The following is a 21,859-nucleotide window of genomic DNA, read 5'->3' on the forward strand; positions in this document are numbered from 1 at the left end:
GAAAAGTGCTGCTCCAGTTGTTAATTCTGCAAAATCAGATAAGTGACCGAAATCACACTTAAAAATGATCTAAAACAAAATTCACCTGGATGAATGAGTGCGCCACCTCCAAATTTTGCCAACTGGATCGCGTTTCTTAGATCATATTTGAAAAAATATAGAAACATACTTGCAACATTCCATCTGGTCAGACCTATACTCTCGCCACTGGTCTGATTTCTAAGATGTACATCAGCCCCTACACTTCGCGCTCCTGTTACAGCACGTAACATAGTTTGTATAAAAATAAATTATTGAGGTTATGGTCATGAGCCAGAAAACCCTGTTTACAAAGTCTGCTCTCGCAGTCGCAGTGGCACTTATCTCCACCCAGGCCTGGTCGGCAGGCTTTCAGTTAAACGAATTTTCTTCCTCTGGCCTGGGTCGGGCTTATTCAGGGGAAGGCGCTATTGCCGATGATGCTGGTAATGTCAGCCGTAACCCCGCGTTGATTACCATGTTTGACCGCCCGACTTTTTCTGCGGGTGCGGTTTATATTGATCCGGATGTGAATATCAGCGGAACTTCTCCGTCTGGTCGTAGCCTCGACGCGGATAACATCGCACCTACAGCATGGGTTCCGAACGCACACTTTGTTGCGCCGATTAACGACCAATTTGGTTGGGGGGCTTCCATTACCTCTAACTATGGTCTGGCGACAGAGTTTAATGACACTTATGCAGGCGGTTCTGTCGGTGGTACAACCGACCTCGAAACCGTGAATATGAATTTAAGCGGTGCCTACCGCTTAAACAACGCCTGGAGTTTCGGTCTTGGTCTTAACGCCGTCTATGCTCGTGCAAAAATTGAACGTTTTGCAGGTGATCTGGGGCAACTGGTTGCTGGTCAGATTATGCAATCTCCCGCCGGACGGACACCACAGGGACAAGCGCTGGCTGCAGCCGCTAACGATATTGAAAGTAACACCAAAATTGCTCATCTGAACGGCAACCAGTGGGGTTTTGGCTGGAACGCCGGGATCCTGTATGAACTGGATAAAAACAACCGCTACGCGTTGACCTACCGTTCTGAGGTAAAAATTGACTTCAAAGGTAACTACAGCAGCGACTTGCCAATTGGCCTGAATAACTACAATCTCGGTTTGCCTGGTGCTACAGGTGGCGCAACGCAGTCGGGTTATCTGACGCTGAACCTGCCTGAAATGTGGGAAGTGTCTGGTTATAACCGTGTTGATCCGCAGTGGGCGATTCACTATAGCCTGGCTTACACCAGTTGGAGTCAGTTCCAACAACTGAAAGCAACCTCAACCGGTGGCGACACGCTGTTCCAGAAACATGAAGGCTTTAAAGATGCTTACCGCATCGCGTTGGGTACAACTTATTACTACGATGATAACTGGACCTTCCGTACCGGCATTGCCTTCGATGACAGCCCAGTTCCGGCACAGAACCGTTCTATCTCCATTCCGGATCAGGACCGTTTCTGGCTGAGCGCAGGTACTACTTACGCATTTAATAAAGATGCTTCTGTAGATGTCGGCGTCTCTTATATGCACGGTCAGAGCGTGAAGATCAACGAAGGTCCATATCAATTCGAGTCTGAAGGTAAAGCCTGGCTGTTCGGGACTAACTTTAACTACGCGTTCTAATAACACGTTAGCTTAATAAGAAAAAAGGTGAGTTTTACGACTCACCTTTTTTATTTGCATCTTATTCAGAATCGATATCTTTTAAATCATCCTGAATCGCTTGCGCGTTCGGGTTTTCCTGCGGTTTGAGTTCGCCGCCATTGGCGATGAAATCATGACGCTGGAAGTAAGCCTCGCGAACCATAATATAAGGATCGGACGACTGACGAAGCAGACCGTCGGAATCCAGTAACTGCGCACGGGTTTCGATCCCTTCAAGCGTCCATTTACCCACAGACATCGGCCAGGTCAACCAGGAAAGTACCGGGTAAAGAGCATCTGCCATATCACCGCCGTCATCACGCAGCGTGAAACTACCGTAGAACGGTAACTGAACATACGGCCCATAGCCCACGCCATAGTGACCGAGCGTACTACCAAAACGGTGAGGTTCAGTACGTTGCAGTTTCGGATTCGCCATCCCCGCAACATCAATAAAGCCGCCCATCCCCAAAATGGTGTTCAGGAAAAAGCGGGTAAAGTGAACCATCCCCTGATAAGGGTCGCCCTGCAGGAAATAGTTAACCATCACCGCAGGTTCTTCAAGGTTGCCGGTAAAATTGCTCAAACCGTTACGCGCCGGTTGCGGAACATAATCACGCCAGGCGACAGCTACCGGTCGAACCACATACGGGTCTAACACATTGAAGTTAAAATTGTACATGGTGCGGTTGAACCCTTCTAACGGGTCTGAACGCCCTTGCTGATCTGTACCGGAACTCGCACACCCCACCAGAAGCGTAGTTCCCAGAGCAAGCGCCGACAGGCGAAGCTTCATAAATGTCTCCCTGTTTTTTATGGCTTTTTATGGCTTATGCAGTTTGCCATCCATGACGGAACGATACCGTATCCGCCTGTTTAGGTGTGGGCGATTGTAGCAGCACGTCAACTGATGTCCAGACGCCCTGAAATGCTGATTCGATCATAGCCTGGTAATCGCCGCTCTGTAGGCTACTTGATTCCGTAGAAACAGAAAAAGGCAAACGCGGCCTTTTATACATTTTCAGAGTAACTCCCGCCAGTTGCGAGCAAAAAAGCCGCTACGCTTTAGCTATGCGTGCTAATTCAAGAGACGACACCATGGATAACGACAAAATAGATAAACACAGCGACGAACTTGAAGTAGAGAGTGAAGAAAAAGAACGCGGGAAAAAAATAGAAATAGATGAAGACCGACTCCCCTCCAGAGCGATGGCTATTCACGAGCATATCCGCCAGGACGGCGAAAAAGAGCTGGAACGCGACGCAATGGCGCTACTGTGGTCAGCTATTGCTGCGGGCCTGTCGATGGGCGCTTCGCTACTGGCAAAAGGTATATTTCATGTCGAACTGGAAGGTGTACCGGGGAGTTTTTTGCTGGAGAATCTGGGTTATACCTTTGGTTTTATTATCGTCATTATGGCACGCCAGCAATTATTTACTGAGAATACCGTAACTGCGGTACTGCCGGTAATGCAAAAACCGACTATCGGCAACATCGGCTTACTGATGCGGTTATGGGGCGTCGTGCTGCTGGGTAATATTCTTGGAACAGGTATTGCGGCGTGGGCGTTTGAGTATATGCCTATCTTTAATGAAGAAACCCGCGATGCGTTTGTCAAAATCGGCATGGATGTAATGAAAAACACCCCCAGCGAGATGTTTGCCAACGCGATTATCTCCGGCTGGCTGATAGCCACAATGGTATGGATGTTCCCTGCGGCAGGAGCGGCAAAGATTGTGGTAATTATATTAATGACGTGGCTTATCGCCCTGGGTGACACCACTCACATCGTCGTGGGTTCTGTAGAGATCCTCTATCTGGTATTTAACGGCACGCTGCACTGGAGCGATTTCATCTGGCCATTTGCGCTACCTACTCTGGCGGGGAATATTTGCGGCGGCACTTTCATCTTCGCGTTAATGAGCCATGCACAGATCCGCAACGATATGAGTAACAAGCGTAAAGAAGAGGCCCGCCAGAAAGCAGAATGTGCGGAAACTATTAAGAAAAATGATAAAAACCCGGTGTAAGTGGCGAGGGTTTAAGCAATCGAGCGGCGGTGTACTTACTCCGCTGTTTAATAGCGGTTATACTCATGCCGCATTGTCCTCTTAGTTAAATGGATATAACGAGCCCCTCCTAAGGGCTAATTGCAGGTTCGATTCCTGCAGGGGACACCATATCTCCCCCTCATTACCGCCTTCCATACCCCACCATAAAGCGGATCATCAAGCCACAAGCCGGGGCAAGAAACATAAATATCCCCGTTGCCAGCTCATTACCGCCAGTTAACCACATAGTGAAGTAATAAATGAGTGCGGCAAGGATCACCATGCCAAAAAAAGAAGAAACGGCAGATGCTATATTCAGTACCTGACCGATATACCCACTAACACAGACAATGCAAAGCGCGAGAAACATCCATAAATAAATCATAGCTCAACCTCCTGCCGTGCTAAAAAACCTGTAACTTCAGTTACTTTTATAGTAAGACAATCCTTATATACTTGCAATTTATGCAACAATTTATCAACATTCTTCTCTTACCCGACCAGCAGTGGAGTTAAAACAAGGTGTTACAAACGGTTCTTTGTCAGGTGGAAAAATATTTATTCAGCATGATTAATAAAAAGTGGCTGAAAACGATCTGCCAGTGTTACAGTAGAAGTACCGCATTCATGCTCCTCGTGGTTTTGTCCTGGCTAGTCTTTACACTCTTTACAGGAACCATTGTCGTACATGATGGCCTAATATATTGAGTGTACCGCTGTCGACATGGAATCTTCTGCGATACAACAATTAGTATCTACAGAAGGTAACTATGTTTCCACAACGCAAATTTTCCCGCGAGTTTCTCCATCCTCGCTACTGGCTCACGTGGTTTGGTCTTGGCGTACTCTGGCTTTGGGTACAACTTCCTTATCCTGTTCTGTGCTTTCTTGGCACACGTATCGGCACGATGGCCAGACCATTTCTGAAACGTCGCGAATCCATCGCGCGTAAAAACCTTGAACTTTGTTTCCCGCAGCATTCTTCTGAAGAACGCGAGAAGATCATTGCCGAAAACTTTCGCTCGCTTGGTATGGCGCTGGTTGAAACCGGAATGGCGTGGTTCTGGCCCGATCGTCGCGTGCGTAAGTGGTTTGATGTCGAAGGCCTGGATAACCTGCAACGCGCACAAATGCAAAATCGTGGCGTAATGGTCGTCGGCGTACATTTTATGTCGCTGGAACTGGGTGGCCGCGTAATGGGACTTTGCCAGCCAATGATGGCAACTTATCGTCCGCATAATAACCAGTTGATGGAATGGGTGCAGACTCGTGGCCGCATGCGCTCTAACAAAGCGATGATCGGCAGAAATAATCTGCGCGGTATTGTCGGCGCTTTGAAAAAAGGTGAAGCCGTATGGTTTGCCCCCGACCAGGATTATGGTCGTAAGGGTAGCTCCTTCGCCCCGTTCTTTGCGGTAGAAAATGTCGCAACAACCAATGGCACCTACGTATTGTCTCGCCTTTCAGGTTCCGCCATGTTGACTGTGACAATGGTTCGAAAAGCCGATTACAGCGGATACCGTTTGTATATCACCCCAGAAATGGAAGGTTACCCGACTGATGAATGTCAGGCTGCCGCTTATATGAACAAGGTTATTGAGAAAGAGATTATGCGTGCACCGGAGCAATATCTCTGGATCCACCGCCGCTTCAAAACACGTCCGGTGGGTGAAGCGTCGTTATACGTTTAACAAACGACCCATTCTCTTTCCCTCTTCAAATTAGCCACAATAACTCAATGGTTTTTATGGCTTTTTTCTTAAGGCTTTTCCCTTCGCTAAATCGTGAATTATTACTGGCAGAAATTAAACTGTCGTCGATATGAGACACTCGTAAGTTACTAAAAGTAAATAAGAAAATGCCACTTGTTTCAATTTAGTTTTAGGCGTACATTAGCGCCGTCTCGAGCAAATCAGCTCAGAATTCTGGGATGATGCCCACGGCAAAGCTGAGGACTTTTAAGGTCGTTTTGCCCGGTGTCAACTCACTGTACCAGATGTAGTGAAGTCATTCAGGCGTAACAGTAATTACGCGGAGAGATGTAAAGTGAAATATTTCTTTATGGGCATTTCTTTTATGGTCATCGTTTGGGCCGGTACTTTTGCCCTGATGATCTAAAAGCAAACTGTGCAATGAAAAACAGGAGCCGTCTGGCTCCTGTTTGCTTTTCTGAGAATACATTTATTCGCCGTTTTCGTGAATATGTTTACTGCTGGCTGGCAGTAAGCCATCAGCGCGGAACATTGCTTTGATGCCTCTGACAGCCTGACGAATGCGGTCACGGTTTTCAATTAACGCAAAGCGTACATGGGTGTCACCGTAGTCACCAAAACCGATACCCGGCGAGACGCAAACCTTCGCTTCATTGAGCAGCTTTTTGGCAAATTCCAGAGAGCCCATCGCTGCATATGGTTCCGGGATTTTTGCCCAAACATACATTGAGGCTTTCGGTATTTCGACCATCCAGCCCGCTTCATGCAGCCCTTTTACCAGCACATCGCGACGGCGCTTATACTGTTCGGCAATGTCGCGCACACACTGCTGATCGCCTTCCAGCGCCGCAATAGCCGCCACCTGCAACGGTGTAAAGGTGCCGTAATCGTGATAGCTTTTGATGCGTGCCAACGCGCTGACCAGCGTTTTGTTGCCAACCATAAAGCCGATACGCCAGCCTGCCATGTTGTAACTTTTCGACAGCGTAAAGAACTCGACCGCTACGTCGCGTGCGCCCGGAACCTGCATAATTGACGGCGCTTTCCAGCCATCGTAGACGATATCGGCATAAGCCAGGTCATGAACCACCAGCACATCGTAGCGTTTCGCCAGCGCAACAACCTTTTCGAAGAACTCCAGTTCCACACATTGCGCGGTTGGGTTCGACGGGAAGCCGAGGATCATCATCTTCGGTTTCGGATAACTCTCGCGAATAGCACGTTCCAGTTCATTGAAAAAATCAACACCCTCCACCAGCGGTACTGAACATACCTGCGCCCCGGCAATCACCGCACCGTAGATATGAATCGGGTAGCTGGGATTAGGCACCAGCACCGTGTCACCGTGATCCAGCGTCGCCAGCATCAGGTGCGCCAGCCCCTCTTTCGAGCCAATGGTGACGATGGCTTCTGATTCCGGGTCGATTTCAACGTCGTAACGATCCTGATACCAGCGAGAAATGGCGCGACGTAACCGTGGAATGCCGCGTGAAGTGGAGTAACCGTGCGTATCCGGGCGCTGTGCTACAGTGCATAACTTTTCAACAATATGCGGCGGAGTTGCGCCGTCAGGGTTACCCATACTGAAATCGATAATATCTTCGCCGCGCCGACGCGCAGCCATTTTCAGTTCAGCGGTAATGTTAAAAACGTAAGGCGGGAGACGATCAATACGCGTAAAGCGACGTTCAGGGCGAGTGTCAGCCATAATTTCCTCAGATTAACGTGAGCGCCCGGACCGTCCGAGCGACGCTACCACGATAGGTGGCTGTTTTGAAAATAGCCTGAATAAAATCTGTCTGTCGAGCGTTTTAGCAAAAAAATTTTTGCTGCCATAAAAGAGGAACATCAGTAATAAAACAGGAAATTCTCACCTTTTCCCAAGAAAACACCACCACATTAATTAACATTATAATTTCAATAAATTTACCAACCTGATGTGCATTATCAAGATATGTATTGCCAATGCACCATTTACCTGACAATCCCCTTTTAAATTTGTGGTTTTTCCTCAAAAATGGTCTGCTGGTCATCAGCCCTCAGGTTACCTATCATAGAGGTTTAATCCTTATCCAGAGTTACCCGTGCACGAAATATTCAACATGCTGCTGGCGGTCTTCGATCGGGCAGCGTTAATGCTTATCTGCCTGTTCTTCCTTATTCGTATCCGCCTGTTTCGCGAGTTGTTACACAAGTCGGCGCACTCACCAAAAGAGTTGCTTGCCGTTACCGCCATTTTCTCGTTGTTCGCCCTGTTCAGCACCTGGTCCGGCGTGCCGGTGGAAGGCTCACTGGTTAACGTGCGTATTATTGCGGTAATGTCAGGCGGGATTTTATTTGGCCCGTGGGTGGGCATCATTACCGGCGTAATAGCCGGGATTCACCGCTATCTTATTGATATTGGAGGCGTGACGGCGATCCCCTGCTTTATCACCAGTATTCTGGCGGGCTGTATTTCTGGCTGGATTAACCTGAAAATCCCCAAAGCGCAGCGTTGGCGCGTCGGTATTCTGGGCGGTATGCTCTGCGAAACACTAACCATGATTCTGGTGATTGTCTGGGCACCAACCACCGAGCTGGGGCTGGATATCGTCTCCAAAATCGGGATTCCGATGATCCTCGGCAGTGTCTGTATCGGCTTTATTGTACTGCTGGTGCAAAGCGTTGAAGGCGAAAAAGAGGCCAGCGCTGCGCGGCAGGCCAAGCTGGCGCTGGATATTGCCAATAAAACCCTGCCGCTGTTTCGTCACGTGAATAGCGAATCGTTACGTAAAGTCTGTGAAATTATCCGTGACGACATTCACGCCGACGCGGTGGCAATTACCAATACCGAGCATGTACTGGCCTATGTCGGTGTGGGCGAGCATAACTACCAGAATGGCGATGACTTCATTAGCCCAACGACGCGTCAGGCGATGAATTATGGGAAAATCATCATTAAAAACAATGATGAAGCCCACCGCACACCGGAAATCCACTCGATGCTGGTGATCCCATTGTGGGAGAAAGGCGTTGTGACCGGAACGCTGAAAATTTACTACTGCCACGCGCACCAGATTACGTCCTCATTACAGGAGATGGCGGTAGGACTGTCGCAAATTATCTCCACCCAACTGGAGGTTTCCCGTGCCGAGCAGTTACGTGAAATGGCAAATAAGGCAGAGCTTCGCGCCCTGCAAAGTAAAATTAATCCCCATTTCCTGTTTAACGCACTGAACGCAATCTCCTCATCGATTCGTCTGAATCCAGATACCGCTCGCCAGTTGATCTTTAATCTGTCGCGTTATCTGCGCTATAACATTGAATTAAAAGACGATGAGCAAATCGATATTAAAAAAGAGCTATATCAAATCAAAGACTATATCGCCATTGAGCAGGCCCGCTTTGGTGACAAGCTGACGGTTATCTATGATATTGATGAAGAGGTGAATTGCTGTATTCCCAGCCTGCTGATTCAGCCGTTGGTGGAGAACGCCATTGTCCACGGCATTCAACCCTGTAAAGGAAAAGGTGTTGTAACTATTAGCGTCGCAGAGTGCGGTAATCGGGTCCGCATTGCGGTCAGAGATACCGGGCACGGCATCGATCCACAAGTGATTGAACGAGTCGAAGCGAACGAAATGCCAGGTAATAAAATAGGCCTGTTGAATGTGCATCATCGCGTGAAGTTATTGTATGGCGAGGGGTTGCATATCCGCCGTCTGGAACCCGGAACGGAAATTGCGTTTTACATTCCTAACCAACGCACCCCTGTCGCCTCACAGGCTACGTTATTGCTTTGAGCCGGAGTGATATTGTGAAAGTCATCATTGTTGAAGACGAATTCCTGGCGCAACAGGAACTGAGCTGGCTAATTAAAGAGCATAGCCAGATGGAGATTGTCGGCACCTTTGACGACGGTCTGGACGTGTTGAAGTTTTTGCAACATAACCGCGTCGACGCCATTTTTCTGGATATCAATATTCCGTCGCTGGATGGCGTGCTGCTGGCGCAAAACATCAGCCAGTTCGCCCATAAACCGTTTATTGTGTTTATCACCGCGTGGAAAGAACATGCGGTAGAAGCGTTTGAACTGGAGGCGTTTGACTACATTCTCAAACCGTATCAGGAATCACGCATCACCGGGATGCTACAAAAACTGGAAGCGGCCTGGCAGCAACAGCAAACCAGCAGTACGCCTGCGGTAACAGTAACGCGGGAGAATGACACCATTAATCTGGTGAAAGATGAGCGAATTATCGTCACGCCAATTAATGATATCTATTACGCCGAAGCGCACGAAAAAATGACCTTTGTCTATACGCGGCGTGAATCCTACGTGATGCCGATGAACATCACCGAGTTTTGCAGCAAATTGCCGCCGTCGCATTTTTTCCGCTGCCATCGCTCATTTTGTGTCAATCTGAACAAAATCCGCGAAATCGAACCGTGGTTTAATAACACCTACATTCTGCGACTGAAAGATCTGGATTTTGAAGTGCCTGTCAGCCGCAGCAAAGTTAAAGAATTCAGACAATTAATGCATCTATAAATCGGGGATATCCATGAAAGCAACAGGCTTGCCCGCCGATCAACAATTTTTCGCAGATCTGTTCAGCGGCCTGGTGCTTAACCCACAGCGACTGGGGCGCGTCTGGTTTGCCAGCCAGCCCGCCTCGTTGCCGGTAGGCAGTTTATGTATTGATTTCCCCCGGCTGGATATTGTGCTGCGCGGCGAATACGGCAATCAACTGGCAGCAAAACAGCAACGCATGGTGGAAGGGGAAATACTGTTTATTCCGGCGCGCGCGGCTAATTTACCGGTCAACAACAAACCTGTTATGTTGTTAAGCCTGGTGTTTGCACCAACATGGCTGGGGTTGTCGTTTTACGATAGTCGCACCACCACACTGTTACATCCGGTTCGCCAGCTCCAGCTTCCCAGCCTGCAACGCGGTGAAGGTGAAGCAATACTCACCGCCCTCACCCATCTCAGCCGTTCGCCGCTGGAGCAGAATATCATTCAACCGTTGGTACTCAGTTTGCTGCATCTTTGCCGCAACGTGGTAAATATGCCGCCGGGTCATTCGCAGCCGCGCGGCGATTTTCTCTATCACAGCATTTGTAACTGGGTTCAGGATAATTATGCCCAGCCGCTCACCCGCGAGAATGTGGCGCAGTTTTTTAATATCACGCCAAATCACCTGTCAAAACTGTTTGCGCTGCATGGGACGATGCGATTTATCGAATATGTGCGTTGGGTGCGGATGGCGAAGGCGAGGATGATTTTGCAGAAATACCACCTGTCAATTCATGAAGTAGCACAACGCTGCGGCTTTCCGGATAGCGACTATTTTTGTCGCGTCTTCCGGCGTCAGTTTGGTCTGACGCCAGGAGAGTACAGCGCCCGTTTTCAGGGCTAAATTTAAAAAGTTAGCTCTGTTTCGAGCAGTGTCAGAATACTTTGAGCATCTTTGGCGGCAAACAGCGATTGGCGGAAGTTTTTATTCACCAGTTTGCGCGCCAGTTGCGAAAAGACTTTCACATGGTTCATTCCTTCGCTAGCGCCCAGCGTCAACATGATCACCAGTTCGACATCGCCCATCTCTGACTGCCAGTCGACAGGTTTCACCAGGCGGGCAATACTGATACTGGAATGGCGGATCCACTGAGATTTGGTGTGCGGGATCGCCACGCCAAAACCAACGCCAGTGGTGACAATCTCCTCACGCTGCCAGACATCTTCTTCCAGCTCGAACGGATGCTCAGTACGCCCGTTAACGCCAAGGTTGCCGCACAGGAACTGAATAGCCTGCTCTTTATTGCTAACAGTCTGATCAACGAAGATATTCTCCAGCGCCAGCAGCGGACGAACGTCTTCTTGCGGTGTAAACGCAGTGAGTAACGCTTCAATTTCCTGCGCGCTGCGGCACTCGCACGCCTGACGCGCCAGTTCCTGACACGCCTCGCTATCCAGTTGCCGAAGCTGGTTTTTCACCGCCGGAATGCGTGGGCTACTCATACTTAACTCATCCAGACCCAGCCCAAGCAGTAGCGGCAGATAGCGGCTTTCGCCACCCAGCTCCCCGCAAATTCCCACCCATTTGCCCCGCTGATGCGCAGTGGTAATGATCTGCCGCAACATGCGCAGGAACGATGGCGTAATCGGGTTATACAGCGGCGATACGCGCGGATTATTACGATCGACCGCATACAAATACTGGGTCATATCGTTGGAGCCGATACTGAAGAAATCGACCTCATCACAGAAGTGGTCGATGATGTAACACACCGACGGCACTTCCACCATGATCCCAAGCGGGATCGATTCTGCATGGCGCAGGCCATCGCGTTTAAGCTCAACGATTGCCTTCTGGATCTCACTCTTTACCCATAAGATCTGATCGAGGCTGTGCACCATTGGGATCATCAACTGAGCGTTGCCAAAACTGGCAGCACGCAAAATAGCCCGCAGTTGAGTGCGGAACAGACCAGCAAATTCCGGGTAAATACGTACCGCACGATAGCCGAGGAACGGGTTCTCTTCCTGGGGAATGTTGAGGTAAGGAATGCTTTTATCGCCGCCGATGTCCATCGTACGGAAGATAATCGGCTTTTCGCCCGCTGCCAGTAACACCTGCTGGTAGGCTTCAAACTGTTCCTGCTCGTCCGGCGCACTATCGCGATCCATATACAGCATTTCGGTACGGAACAGCCCGACGCCTTCCGCGCCGTTAGCAAACGCGCCTGGTGCTTCCAGAGCAGTGCCAATATTCGCAGCAATATCAATACGCTTGTGATCGCGGGAGTACGCCTGTTGCGCAGCGGCAAGTGCTTGTTGCTGCTGACGTTTATCCGCCAGCGTCTGTGCCACCTGGTAATAACCACTCACCGCATCATCAGGATTAATCGCCAGCACGCCGCACTGGGCATCAAGCACCGCCGGTTGTCCGGCATAGCGTGCTATCGCATCCAGCGGCAGGCCGCTAAGAACGGGGATCATCGAAGCGCGTGCCAGAATCAGGGTATGCGAGGTGCGCCCGGTTTTCTCCAGAATCATGCCCGCGAGATTTTTTAGATCAAGGCTCAAAAACTGGCTTGGCGTTAAATCCTCAGCAACCAGAATGGTCGGTTTTTCAAGCACCAGATTATTGCGTGGCTTCAGCTCCGGCCAGGTGATATGCAACAACTGTTCGCTGATATCGCGGATATCGCTGACCCGCTCACGCAGGTAATCGCTGGCAGAGGCAGAAAGTTTGTCGCAAACCTGTTCCATATTACTGATGATCGCCGCGCCCAGCCCCTGATGCTGTTCAGCCATCAGCCGACGGATATTGCCTGAAAACTCGTCATCCTGAATCAGTGACAAATGGGCGCTGAGAATAGTTTTGCTTTCGCCGTCACGCTCACGCAGTTGCTGGTTCAGTTGCTCGGCAAGCGTTGCCAGGCTGTGTTCCAGTCGGGTGGAATCTTGTGCACAGGCGGGGATCACGCGATAACTGTCGAGATTATCGCTCTGTAATAAGGTCAGTGTACCAATGCCGATACCGCTCGCCAGCACATTTCCATACAACAAATCTGGATTCAGGCGGCTTAATGAACGCGGTAACGGATGTGCCATCAGCTCTGCCTGCGTCGGCTGGACGCTGTCGCTGTCGATAAAGCGCACCTGGATATATTCTTCCAGCACCCGCCGCGCCTGCTCTTCATCGCTGCCGCTAATGTTCAGGCTGCAACTGTCATTAAATAAGGTTCCGGTGCCAATCAGTGCCAGCGAGCTTTTTGCATCGGCCTTCGCATTCTGGCGATGGTTGATGAAGGTCACTGCACTTTGCCACTGGCTGCACTGTTCTTTAAGTTCCCACGCCGGGCGAGCATGAAGACCGTTAGGCAAAGGGCAAAGAAATTGAATCGTTAACATAACCGCTCCGGGTTAATCAGGAGATCATCTGAAATCCGTCAGTTGAACAACGGTCTCACGCGTAATACGTTGAATAAGTGCAGATAAAAGTTGCTGCATTTGCAAAATGTCGCGGCAATCGGCAATCGACGCGGCACAATGGCCGTGGCGGGTGGCAGGGCCCATCACCACTGTGGGTATGCCTGTGCCGGTTAAGTGAATCGCTCCACCGTCCGTGCCGCCGTTGCTGAGCATATCCGCCTGCAACGGCACACCAATTTCTGCCGCCACGCTTTCAATCCACGCGATGAATTTTGGCGGCGCAATCAGCGATTTATCACTTAACACCAGCATCGGGCCGTTACCAATCTGGCGATGGTTAGCCGCGCCATAATCAAAGTTTTTCGCCCAGCAGGCGGTATCCAGCACAATGGCGACGTCCGGCGACACTGCGCGGGTGGCGGTTTGCCCGCCGCGTAAGCCAACCTCTTCGCTGGAACTGGCCACCAGCCAGACTTCCACAGGGAGTTCGGCGTCGTGCAGCTCGCGCAGTAAAGTCACCAGCAGGTAGCAACCGAGGCGGTCATCAAAGGCTTTGCCCATTACCCGCTGGTGAGGGAGAACCTGAAAAGTGGTATCGAAGGTGACGCGATCGCCCGGACGAACTCCCGCCTGCATGACTTCGTCATAAGAACGTGCGCCAATGTCCACGCGCATTGCGCTAACGTCATTTCCCTGCCTTTCGCCATCGAGCAGGCCTGGAATTTTGCATTCTTCACGGGTGGTGATCCGCACCGGCTGAAGCTGGCGGGCGGCCATGCGCACATTACCAACCGGCAGCACGTCGATAGCACCCTCACAGGAGATGCTGCGTACCATAAATCCCACTTCGTCCATATGCGCGCAGATCATCACCTTCGGACCTGTCGATTCATTGAGGCGGATCAGCACCGATCCCAGACCATCAAAACGGACCTTTTTTTGCAGGCGATCCGCTTCCTCCAGCAGGATCTGCCGCACTTCCTGTTCCGAGGAGGCGATTGCATCTGCCTCGCTCAACGCTTTTAATAGCGATAAATCCATTATGCCTCTCCCGTGAGCAACACTGTTTTCGGCATGGCGTACAGCACTTCTGCGCCTTGCGGGGTAACCAGCACGACATCTTCGATGCGCACGCCCCCTTGCCCTGGCAAATAAATCCCCGGCTCCACGGTCAGTAACATACCTGGCAGGAGCATCGTGGTGTCCCGCGGTGAAAAGCGCGGATCTTCATGCACTTCAATACCGATGGCGTGACCGGTGTTATGACCGAAATACTCGCCATAACCAGCCTCGGTAATCACCCGACGCGCGGCGTCGTCAACCTGCTGACAACGCACACCGGGGCGAATCGCAGAGATTGCAGCCAGTTGCGCCTGCAGGACAATCTGATACACGTTAAACAGCGGGTGAGATTCGGCGCTCACCCCTTCGCCATTCACCAGAAAGGTGCGCGTCATATCAGAACAGTAGCCCTGATACAGCGCACCGAAATCGAGAGTGACAAACTCGCCCGCGGCAACAATCTTGTCGCTGGCCTTGCCGTGCGGTAGCGCCCCACGCCAGCCACTGGCAACAATGGTGTCAAAAGAGGCTTTTTCCGCGCCCTGCTGGCGCATAAACCACTCCAGTTCAGCGGCTATCTCACGCTCGCTCATCCCCGCCTGTATAAACCGGCGGATATGTTGCGCACCGCGATCGGCAATCCCACAGGCGAGGCGGATTTTCTCTACCTCCTCCGGCATTTTGATTTGCCGCAGTACGTCCGGCGTGGCGCTGACCAACGTTGCATTGAGTTCAGTCTGCCAGCGATGTGCGCTTTCCCAACTCACCTGCTGGCCTTCAAAACCAAGCGTTTGCAGTTGCTCATCGGCAATGAGCTGATTGACGATGGTTGCAAGCGTCTGCGCCGCATCGAGTAAATGTAGCTGGTAGCCTTGCGCACGGGCTTCCACATCCGCGTAATAGCGTGAGTCCACCAGAATGTGCGCGCTCTCACAGCTAATCACCACATAGCCTGATCCGGTGGAGAGTCCCAGATGTGGCTGCTTGTTCTGCCGTGAAGAGAGAAGCACCGCATCAAGCTGTTGTTCCGCAAGCCAGTCGCGCAGCGAAGCGAGTAATGTCATCAGGATTGTCCTTCTTAAAGGCTATCGATTAACAATTTGCCTTTGCGGAACATCATCAGACGCAGGAACACCACCATCAGCGCAGTGATGATTGCCCCCAACGCGATCCCCGCCATATAGACGCCGAGGTTAGTAACCAGCGGCCATGCCCAGATAGCAGATTCCGGGAACCACTGCACTGCACCCAGCCAGACAGCGGCAGTGGAACCAACAATCGCACCTACCATATAGGACGGAATGGCGGTGATGGGACTTTCCAGCGCGAACGGAATAGCACCTTCACTGATACCCATAAACGCAAGGAACATGGCGGTTTTGCCCTGTGGATAAAGCTGGGCGTTGAACAGGCGTTTGCCGGTTAAACGACGGTCGATAATGGTCGCCAGGCCCAGACCAATCGGCGGAATAACAATAGCGATAGAACGCGCGGTGACGGGTAGTACGTGGTCTGTCGTAAAGCTGAAGGCAACGAAACCTGCCGCTTTGTTGATTGGCCCCCCCAGGTCAATTGCCGTTGCTGCGGCAATTCCCATTGCGTACATCAGCGCGCCTTTTTCACCTGCTGCCGTCAACATGGCGCGAATGCCACCGTTGATCCAGCCACCAAACGGCGTGATCACGTAATACATCGCCAGCATGACAAAAATGGCGGAAAGAATTGGTAATAAAAAAGTGGTTTTGAACGCTAACAGGAAATCCGGCATCTGGATTTTCTGGTTCATCCATTTCACGAGGTAACCCGCAACAATAGAAATAATCAGCGCGCCAATGAAGGTGGACGGCACGGGCGAAGAGGTCGCCCACTGCATGGTGCTGGGGTCAAAATTCAGCAGTTGCGTGGGCTGGGTAGACATCAACCCGCCGATAAACCCTGCCGGGAACGCCAGTTTGCCACCAATGGAGTTAGCCACAAAGGCGGCGAACATCGGAATGGCAAAGCCAAATAGCACACCGCCAAACGACTGCGACAGCCAGGCAAATTTCAGTAACGAGAGGTCGAAACCGGTAAATTTCCCACTATTGAGCGCATCCATAATGCCAATGTCAGCGGGAATTTTCAGCCAGCTATAAGCAATCAACTGGCTGAAAGCGAGGATCACACCGCCCATAATTAAGGTCGGCACCATGCGTGAAATCCCTGACATCACGTGCTGCGGGAGTTCACCCCAGAAGCTGCTTTTAGAGGCCTGCGGATTCTTAACTGCCGCTGCCGCACCGGATGCGCCAGGCACAACGGTTGCACTGCGTTTTTTAATGGCCATAACAATATCCCTGTAAAAAATTACGCCTGTTCAGCGGCAATCATCTCTTCGATTTCTTTGATGATGCCCGCAGCGTTTTTAATTGCGTCCTGCAAAGTGATTTCATAAACATCGCGTGACTCAAAACGTTCGTTATCTTCCGGGGTAACCGCCACGGAGTGGATGATGATGGTCGCCTCTGCGATATCTTGCGCCGTAAGACGGTTCTGGATGCCATCTGCGCCCTGGGTTTCAATTTTCACTTCATAGCCTGCTTCTACCGCCGCTTCTTCCAGCGCCTGGGCAGCCATAAAGGTGTGCGCCAGCCCCATCGGGCAAGCACACAGGGCAATCAGTTTCTTACTCATCGTTATTTCCTCGCTTGGTTATAGTTAGCGAGTGAAATTATGAACGTGCAAAACAAATCGCTGTTACCAGACAAATAATGCTTTTACTGGATAATTAATCCCGTTATACGGAAGTGTGACGCAGGTCGGCCTTGTGATGAAACACAAAGAAAAATCTAATTAACTCTATGATTTAAATGACTATCGGGAGAGATTCCTCCCGATATGACAGGAAGGTTTTACAGGATGTGGCCTAAGGTCTGGCGTAGATGTGCGCCCGAACCGAGAAGTCCCGGATTGTCATGGACGATGAGATAAACCGGAATATCATGGACATATTCTTTAAAGCGGCCTTTGTCTTCAAAAGCGGCGCGGAAACCAGAAGCTTTGAAGAACTCGAGGAAACGCGGCACGATACCGCCTGCAATATACACACCGCCAAATGTCCCGAGATTGAGCGCCAGATTGCCGCCAAAACGTCCCATTATGACGCAAAACAGCGACAATGCCCGACGACAATCGGTGCAACTGTCGGCCAGTGCACGTTCGGTAATATCTTTCGGCTTGAGATTTTCCGGCAGGCGGTTATCGGCTTTCACAATCGCACGATACAGATTCACCAGCCCAGGGCCAGAAAGCACGCGCTCCGCCGAGACATGGCCAATTTCCGCACGCAGTATTTCGAGGATAATGGCCTCTTCTTCGCTATTTGGCGCAAAATCAACGTGACCGCCCTCACCCGGCAGGCTGATCCAGCGTTTATCTACATGGACCAGATGCGCAACCCCAAGCCCTGTTCCGGCACCGTACACCGCGATTGGTTTACCTTCTACTGGTTCTGCTCCGCCAAACTGGATCAGGTGCTCTTTTTTCAGCATCGGGATCGCCATCGAAACCGCCGTAAAATCATTGATAATTTCCAGATGGCTAAAACCGAGGCTCTTTTTCATTTCAGCAATCGAAAATGCCCAGGTGTGGTTGGTCATTGCCACCCAGTCACCGGTGATTGGGCAAGCGATGGCAATACAGCCGTCTTTCACCTCAACCTTATGTTCTTCGAGATAAACGCGAATGACCGCTTCCAGGCTGGGATAATCAAGCCCTGAATAGGTTTTAGCCTGCGAGATTTCGCCACTGGCAATATCACACAGGGCAAGACGTGCGTTGGTGCCGCCCACATCACCGACTAATGCATACTTTGTCATTCTTCTACTGCTCCGCTAAAGTCAAAAGAATTCTTTCTCACACTGTAAATACCTGGGGGCATAACAACAACGCCGGAAAGGCTGGCTCCCTGTAAATATCGATCTGGGTCACACAATTACTTTATCGTTTCAGCACCAATTGCAGCGATGCCTTTATGCAAGCTGGGCAAACTAAGTATCTGATCCCGCATAAGGAATAGAACATGCTCCATCCGCGAGCCAGAACCATGTTGTTATTATCGCTTCCCGCGGTGGCAATTGGGATTGCGTCCAGTCTTATTCTGATTGTAGTGATGAAAATCGCCTCGGTATTACAGAGTTTGCTCTGGCAACGACTACCGGAAAGTCTGGGGTTAGCTCAGGACTCACCGCTGTGGATCATCGGAATATTAACGCTGACAGGGATCGCAGTAGGACTGGTTATCCGTTTCAGCCAGGGTCATGCCGGGCCAGATCCGGCCAGTGAACCACTGATCGGCGCACCGGTTCCCCCCTCTGCGCTACCGGGACTGATCCTGGCATTAATTCTCGGTCTTGCTGGTGGCGTCAGCCTCGGGCCGGAACATCCGATCATGACCGTTAATATCGCTCTCGCAGTGGCGATTGGCACTCGTCTGTTACCACGAGTTCACCGGATGGAGTGGACTATTTTAGCCTCAGCCGGAACTATCGGCACGCTGTTTGGTACACCTGTTGCGGCAGCGTTGATATTTTCGCAAACCTTAAATGGCAGTAATGAAGTCCCGCTATGGGATCGGCTCTTTGCACCGTTAATGGCGGCGGCGACTGGTGCTCTGACCACAAGTCTATTTTTTCATCCTCATTTTTCGCTACCCATTGCGCATTACGAACAGATGCAGATGACCGACATCATCAGCGGTGCCATTGTGGCGACGATTGCCATCGCTGCGGGGATGGTTGCTGTGTGGTGTCTGCCACGGTTGCACGCGATGATGCATCAGATTAAAAACCCAGTACTCATGCTGGGAGTTGGCGGTTTTATGCTGGGTATTCTGGGCGTCATCGGCGGACCTGTCTCACTGTTTAAAGGACTGGATGAGATGCAGCAAATGGTGATAAATCAGGCTTTGAGCGCCAGCGATTACTTTTTGCTGGCGCTCATTAAACTTGCCGCCCTGGTTATTGCCGCCGCCAGCGGATTTCGTGGTGGGCGAATCTTCCCGGCCGTGTTTGTTGGCGTAGCGTTAGGGTTGATGCTGCATGAACATGTTCCCGCAGTCCCGGCGGCGATTACCGTTTCCTGCGCTATTCTCGGCATAGTACTGGTGGTGACGCGCGATGGCTGGTTAAGTCTGTTTATGGCGGCGGTCGTTGTACCTGATACCACTTTGCTACCGCTGCTTTGTATCGTCATGCTTCCGGCGTGGCTATTGCTGGCAGGTAAACCAATGATGATTGTGAATCGCCCGAAGCAACAGCCCCCCCACGATAAGCTTTAACAAAAAATGCTCTCCCTCACGATTTAAGAGTTATGGCGATGAAACGGGGCTTTACCTCCCCGTAATATTGCGTTAACAGGCCGCTGACGGCTTCGATCGTGAAGGAGAATAACAATGTTCAGGTCACTGTTTCTGGCGGCCGCCCTGATGGTATTTACCCCACTTGCGGCAAACGCAGGTGAAATTACCCTACTGCCATCGATAAAATTACAAATTGGCGATCGCGATCATTACGGTAATTATTGGGACGGTGGTCACTGGCGCGACCGTGATTACTGGCACCGTAATTACGAATGGCGTAAAAACCGCTGGTGGCGTCACGATAATGGCTACCACCGTGGCTGGGATAAGCGTAAAGCGTATGAACGAGGCTACCGCGAAGGCTGGCGCGACCGTGATGATCATCGCGGAAAAGGTCGTGGACATGGGCACCGTCATTAAACACATTCGCCAATGGAGTACGATGCCTGATGCGACGCTGGCGCGTCTTATCAGGCCTACAAACCCGCGCCATTAAACACGTAGGGCGGATAAGGTGTTTACGCCGCATCCGCCAGTGGCACCACATGCGACGCCAGTTGAACTACAACCCTAGTGCCGTTCCCACCAGCAGCCAGATATTCAACGCGACCACCAGTACTACAATCACCCAACCGGTTTGTTTAACCCATTTGCTGTTAACCAGATCGCCCATCAACTTACTGTCACTGGTGAAAATCAACAGTGGCACCAGCGCCAGGGCAATACCAAAACTTAGCAGCACCTGACTCATGACCAGAATCCGCGTCGGATCCAGCCCCATCAGAATAACAATAAAAGATGGCAACATGGTCACGGTACGGCGCACCCACAGCGGAATATGGAAGCGAATGAATCCCTGCATCACTACCTGCCCCGCCAATGTTCCCACCACCGTTGACGAAAGCCCCGCCGCCACCAGACTTAAACCAAAGACCGTCGCGGCAGCATTGCTTAACAGCGGTTGCAGCGTCAGGTAGGCTTCGTCAAGATCAGCGACCCCCGTATGACCGGAAAAATGGAACGCGGCGGCAGCCGTTGCCATCATCGCCAGATTAACAAAACCGGCAATAGTCATGGCAATAGCCACATCCCATTTGGTGGCGGAATAACGTTGTTGACGCGAACCACCATGTAAATGCTGAGTGAGCGAAGAGTGCAAATAAATCACGTGCGGCATAATCGTCGCCCCTAACACGCCAGCCGCCAGGAAGACCGCCTCCGAGGTTGGTAAACTCGGAATCACCATCCCTTTACTCAACTGCGCCAGGTTAGGCTGAGAGAAAATCAGCTCGACAATGTAAGCCGCGGCGACAAACAGCAGTAGCCCGCCAATCACTTTCTCCAGCGGTTTTTGCCCGCGACGTTGCAGCATTAAAATCAGGAAAGTCGCGATACCCGTCAGCACCGCCCCCTGCAACAACGAAACACCAAGAATCAGTTTGAAACCGATCGCTGCGCCAATAAATTCCGCCAGGTCGGTCGCCATCGCAATAATTTCCGCCTGAACCCAATAGAACCACACTACGGGGCGCGGGTAGTGATCGCGGATTTGCTCTGCCAGATTTTTACCGGTGGCTATCCCCAGTTTGGCTGAAAGAATCTGAATCAGCATCGCCATCAGGTTCGCCCAGACAACAACCCATAGCAGTTGATAGCCGAAGCTGGCTCCCGCCTGAATATTGGTCGCAAAGTTACCGGGATCGATATAACCAATCGCTGCAATGAACGCAGGTCCCATTAATGCGAGCCTCATCTTGCGCGCCGCCCGTCCACTGCTACTCTCAACGCGATAGTTTGTCATCTTGTTGTGCCTCTAAAACATAGCCTTTGCTATGTTTCATGCTATGCTAAACGAGAATGATTATCAAATTCATTTAATTGGATTAGGGTGATTTCTCTGATAGGCCAGGATTATGACTACGAAAAGATTGATGAGTTAAATGTTATGATTATGTTTAATGTTAGCACATTTACATAACTTTCAGCTTCCATACACAACATAGCAGAAATGTATAACAGCTCACTATTTTTGAAGCTTGTCACAGGACATCATTATAGTGTGTGTCAGATCTCGTTTTCCTTAACCATGTTACATAGAATGTGCA

The 21,859-nt window shown here is 50.8% G+C and carries 21 protein-coding genes and 1 tRNA gene; 10 read left to right on the forward strand and 12 right to left on the reverse strand.

The genetic code is table 11. The features are described 5' to 3' along the window. Positions 1 to 307: 307 nt before the first annotated feature. Positions 308 to 1,648, forward strand: a complete 1,341-nt coding sequence (gene fadL, locus C0K55_RS01440; protein ID WP_001516804.1) for a long-chain fatty acid transporter FadL — start codon at positions 308 to 310, stop codon at positions 1,646 to 1,648. A 61-nt stretch (positions 1,649 to 1,709) separates the two neighbouring features. Here fadL and mlaA read toward each other — a convergent pair whose 3' ends face one another. Continuing rightward, positions 1,710 to 2,465 carry a phospholipid-binding lipoprotein MlaA gene (mlaA, locus tag C0K55_RS01445; RefSeq protein ID WP_000776778.1) on the reverse strand — a complete coding sequence of 252 codons (756 nt, stop codon included), beginning with the start codon at positions 2,463 to 2,465 and terminating at the stop codon, positions 1,710 to 1,712. A 302-nt stretch (positions 2,466 to 2,767) separates the two neighbouring features. Between mlaA and C0K55_RS01455 the strand changes: the two genes are divergently transcribed. Beyond that, positions 2,768 to 3,700, forward strand: coding sequence for a formate/nitrite transporter family protein (locus C0K55_RS01455; protein ID WP_000368110.1), 933 nt, complete (start codon positions 2,768 to 2,770; stop codon positions 3,698 to 3,700). A gap of 75 nt (positions 3,701 to 3,775) precedes the next feature. After that, a tRNA-Arg gene (locus C0K55_RS01460) sits at positions 3,776 to 3,850 on the forward strand. Between the two features lie 13 nt (positions 3,851 to 3,863). Here the strand turns inward: C0K55_RS01460 and C0K55_RS01465 are convergent. Then, positions 3,864 to 4,106, reverse strand: a complete 243-nt coding sequence (locus C0K55_RS01465; protein ID WP_000639873.1) for a YfdY family protein — start codon at positions 4,104 to 4,106, stop codon at positions 3,864 to 3,866. Positions 4,107 to 4,491: 385 nt separating this feature from the next. Here C0K55_RS01465 and lpxP point away from each other — a divergent pair, with 385 nt between their 5' ends. Then, positions 4,492 to 5,412: a kdo(2)-lipid IV(A) palmitoleoyltransferase gene (gene lpxP / locus C0K55_RS01475; protein ID WP_000484419.1), complete on the forward strand. Its 921-nt coding sequence runs from the start codon at positions 4,492 to 4,494 to the stop codon at positions 5,410 to 5,412. A gap of 355 nt (positions 5,413 to 5,767) precedes the next feature. Then, positions 5,768 to 5,839, forward strand: a complete 72-nt coding sequence (gene ypdK, locus C0K55_RS01480) for a membrane protein YpdK (protein ID WP_010723117.1) — start codon at positions 5,768 to 5,770, stop codon at positions 5,837 to 5,839. 63 nt (positions 5,840 to 5,902) lie between these two features. On the opposite strand, the gene alaC is transcribed toward ypdK, so the two are convergent. Both alaC and C0K55_RS26065 read right to left on the reverse strand, forming a co-directional pair. After that, positions 5,903 to 7,141, reverse strand: coding sequence for an alanine transaminase (gene alaC / locus C0K55_RS01485; RefSeq protein ID WP_105266020.1), 1,239 nt, complete (start codon positions 7,139 to 7,141; stop codon positions 5,903 to 5,905). Positions 7,142 to 7,244: 103 nt separating this feature from the next. Continuing rightward, positions 7,245 to 7,466, reverse strand: coding sequence for a hypothetical protein (locus tag C0K55_RS26065; protein WP_071985588.1), 222 nt, complete (start codon positions 7,464 to 7,466; stop codon positions 7,245 to 7,247). 51 nt (positions 7,467 to 7,517) lie between these two features. Here C0K55_RS26065 and ypdA point away from each other — a divergent pair, with 51 nt between their 5' ends. The 3 genes from ypdA to C0K55_RS01505 are packed head-to-tail and all read left to right on the forward strand — an operon-like array spanning position 7,518 to position 10,835. After that, on the forward strand, positions 7,518 to 9,215 hold the full coding sequence (gene ypdA, locus C0K55_RS01495; protein ID WP_000544386.1) for a two-component system sensor histidine kinase YpdA: 1,698 nt from the start codon (positions 7,518 to 7,520) through the stop codon (positions 9,213 to 9,215). Positions 9,216 to 9,229: 14 nt separating this feature from the next. Beyond that, the gene (gene ypdB / locus C0K55_RS01500; RefSeq protein ID WP_001516812.1) at positions 9,230 to 9,964 is read left to right on the forward strand and encodes a two-component system response regulator YpdB; all 735 of its coding nucleotides are present in this window, start codon (positions 9,230 to 9,232) and stop codon (positions 9,962 to 9,964) included. A 13-nt stretch (positions 9,965 to 9,977) separates the two neighbouring features. Next, positions 9,978 to 10,835, forward strand: a complete 858-nt coding sequence (locus C0K55_RS01505) for an AraC family transcriptional regulator (RefSeq protein ID WP_000648321.1) — start codon at positions 9,978 to 9,980, stop codon at positions 10,833 to 10,835. Positions 10,836 to 10,837: 2 nt separating this feature from the next. On the opposite strand, the gene ptsP is transcribed toward C0K55_RS01505, so the two are convergent. From ptsP to glk, 6 genes are all read right to left on the reverse strand, one after another. Beyond that, positions 10,838 to 13,333: a phosphoenolpyruvate--protein phosphotransferase gene (gene ptsP / locus C0K55_RS01510; protein ID WP_105266019.1), complete on the reverse strand. Its 2,496-nt coding sequence runs from the start codon at positions 13,331 to 13,333 to the stop codon at positions 10,838 to 10,840. A gap of 24 nt (positions 13,334 to 13,357) precedes the next feature. Beyond that, complete coding sequence (ypdE, locus tag C0K55_RS01515) at positions 13,358 to 14,395, reverse strand: aminopeptidase (protein WP_001516815.1); 1,038 nt, start codon at positions 14,393 to 14,395, stop codon at positions 13,358 to 13,360. Then, positions 14,395 to 15,480: an aminopeptidase gene (ypdF, locus tag C0K55_RS01520; protein ID WP_105266018.1), complete on the reverse strand. Its 1,086-nt coding sequence runs from the start codon at positions 15,478 to 15,480 to the stop codon at positions 14,395 to 14,397. Before ypdF ends, ypdE begins: the two co-directional genes overlap by 1 nt. 14 nt (positions 15,481 to 15,494) lie before the next feature. Further along, positions 15,495 to 16,742, reverse strand: coding sequence for a PTS fructose transporter subunit IIC (locus tag C0K55_RS01525; protein WP_001516817.1), 1,248 nt, complete (start codon positions 16,740 to 16,742; stop codon positions 15,495 to 15,497). Positions 16,743 to 16,762: 20 nt separating this feature from the next. Continuing rightward, on the reverse strand, positions 16,763 to 17,089 hold the full coding sequence (locus C0K55_RS01530) for a PTS fructose transporter subunit IIB (RefSeq protein ID WP_000038452.1): 327 nt from the start codon (positions 17,087 to 17,089) through the stop codon (positions 16,763 to 16,765). 218 nt (positions 17,090 to 17,307) lie between these two features. Then, positions 17,308 to 18,273: a glucokinase gene (gene glk, locus C0K55_RS01535; protein WP_000170363.1), complete on the reverse strand. Its 966-nt coding sequence runs from the start codon at positions 18,271 to 18,273 to the stop codon at positions 17,308 to 17,310. A 203-nt stretch (positions 18,274 to 18,476) separates the two neighbouring features. Between glk and C0K55_RS01540 the strand changes: the two genes are divergently transcribed. Both C0K55_RS01540 and ypeC read left to right on the forward strand, forming a co-directional pair. Next, complete coding sequence (locus tag C0K55_RS01540; protein ID WP_105266017.1) at positions 18,477 to 19,733, forward strand: ion channel protein; 1,257 nt, start codon at positions 18,477 to 18,479, stop codon at positions 19,731 to 19,733. 114 nt (positions 19,734 to 19,847) lie between these two features. Next, on the forward strand, positions 19,848 to 20,174 hold the full coding sequence (ypeC, locus tag C0K55_RS01545; RefSeq protein WP_000490087.1) for a DUF2502 domain-containing protein YpeC: 327 nt from the start codon (positions 19,848 to 19,850) through the stop codon (positions 20,172 to 20,174). Positions 20,175 to 20,316: 142 nt separating this feature from the next. Here the strand turns inward: ypeC and C0K55_RS01550 are convergent, their stop codons facing one another. Together C0K55_RS01550 and C0K55_RS27085 are read right to left on the reverse strand one after the other, a co-directional pair. Beyond that, the gene (locus tag C0K55_RS01550; protein ID WP_000186376.1) at positions 20,317 to 21,555 is read right to left on the reverse strand and encodes an Nramp family divalent metal transporter; all 1,239 of its coding nucleotides are present in this window, start codon (positions 21,553 to 21,555) and stop codon (positions 20,317 to 20,319) included. Beyond that, the gene (locus C0K55_RS27085; RefSeq protein ID WP_420842036.1) at positions 21,536 to 21,595 is read right to left on the reverse strand and encodes a hypothetical protein; all 60 of its coding nucleotides are present in this window, start codon (positions 21,593 to 21,595) and stop codon (positions 21,536 to 21,538) included. The genes C0K55_RS01550 and C0K55_RS27085 overlap by 20 nt, the downstream gene beginning before the upstream one ends. Between the last annotated feature and the right edge of the window lie 264 nt (positions 21,596 to 21,859).

Origin of the sequence: Escherichia sp. MOD1-EC6098 (genome assembly GCF_002965865.1) — a bacterium.
Lineage (GTDB): Bacteria > Pseudomonadota > Gammaproteobacteria > Enterobacterales > Enterobacteriaceae > Escherichia > Escherichia marmotae.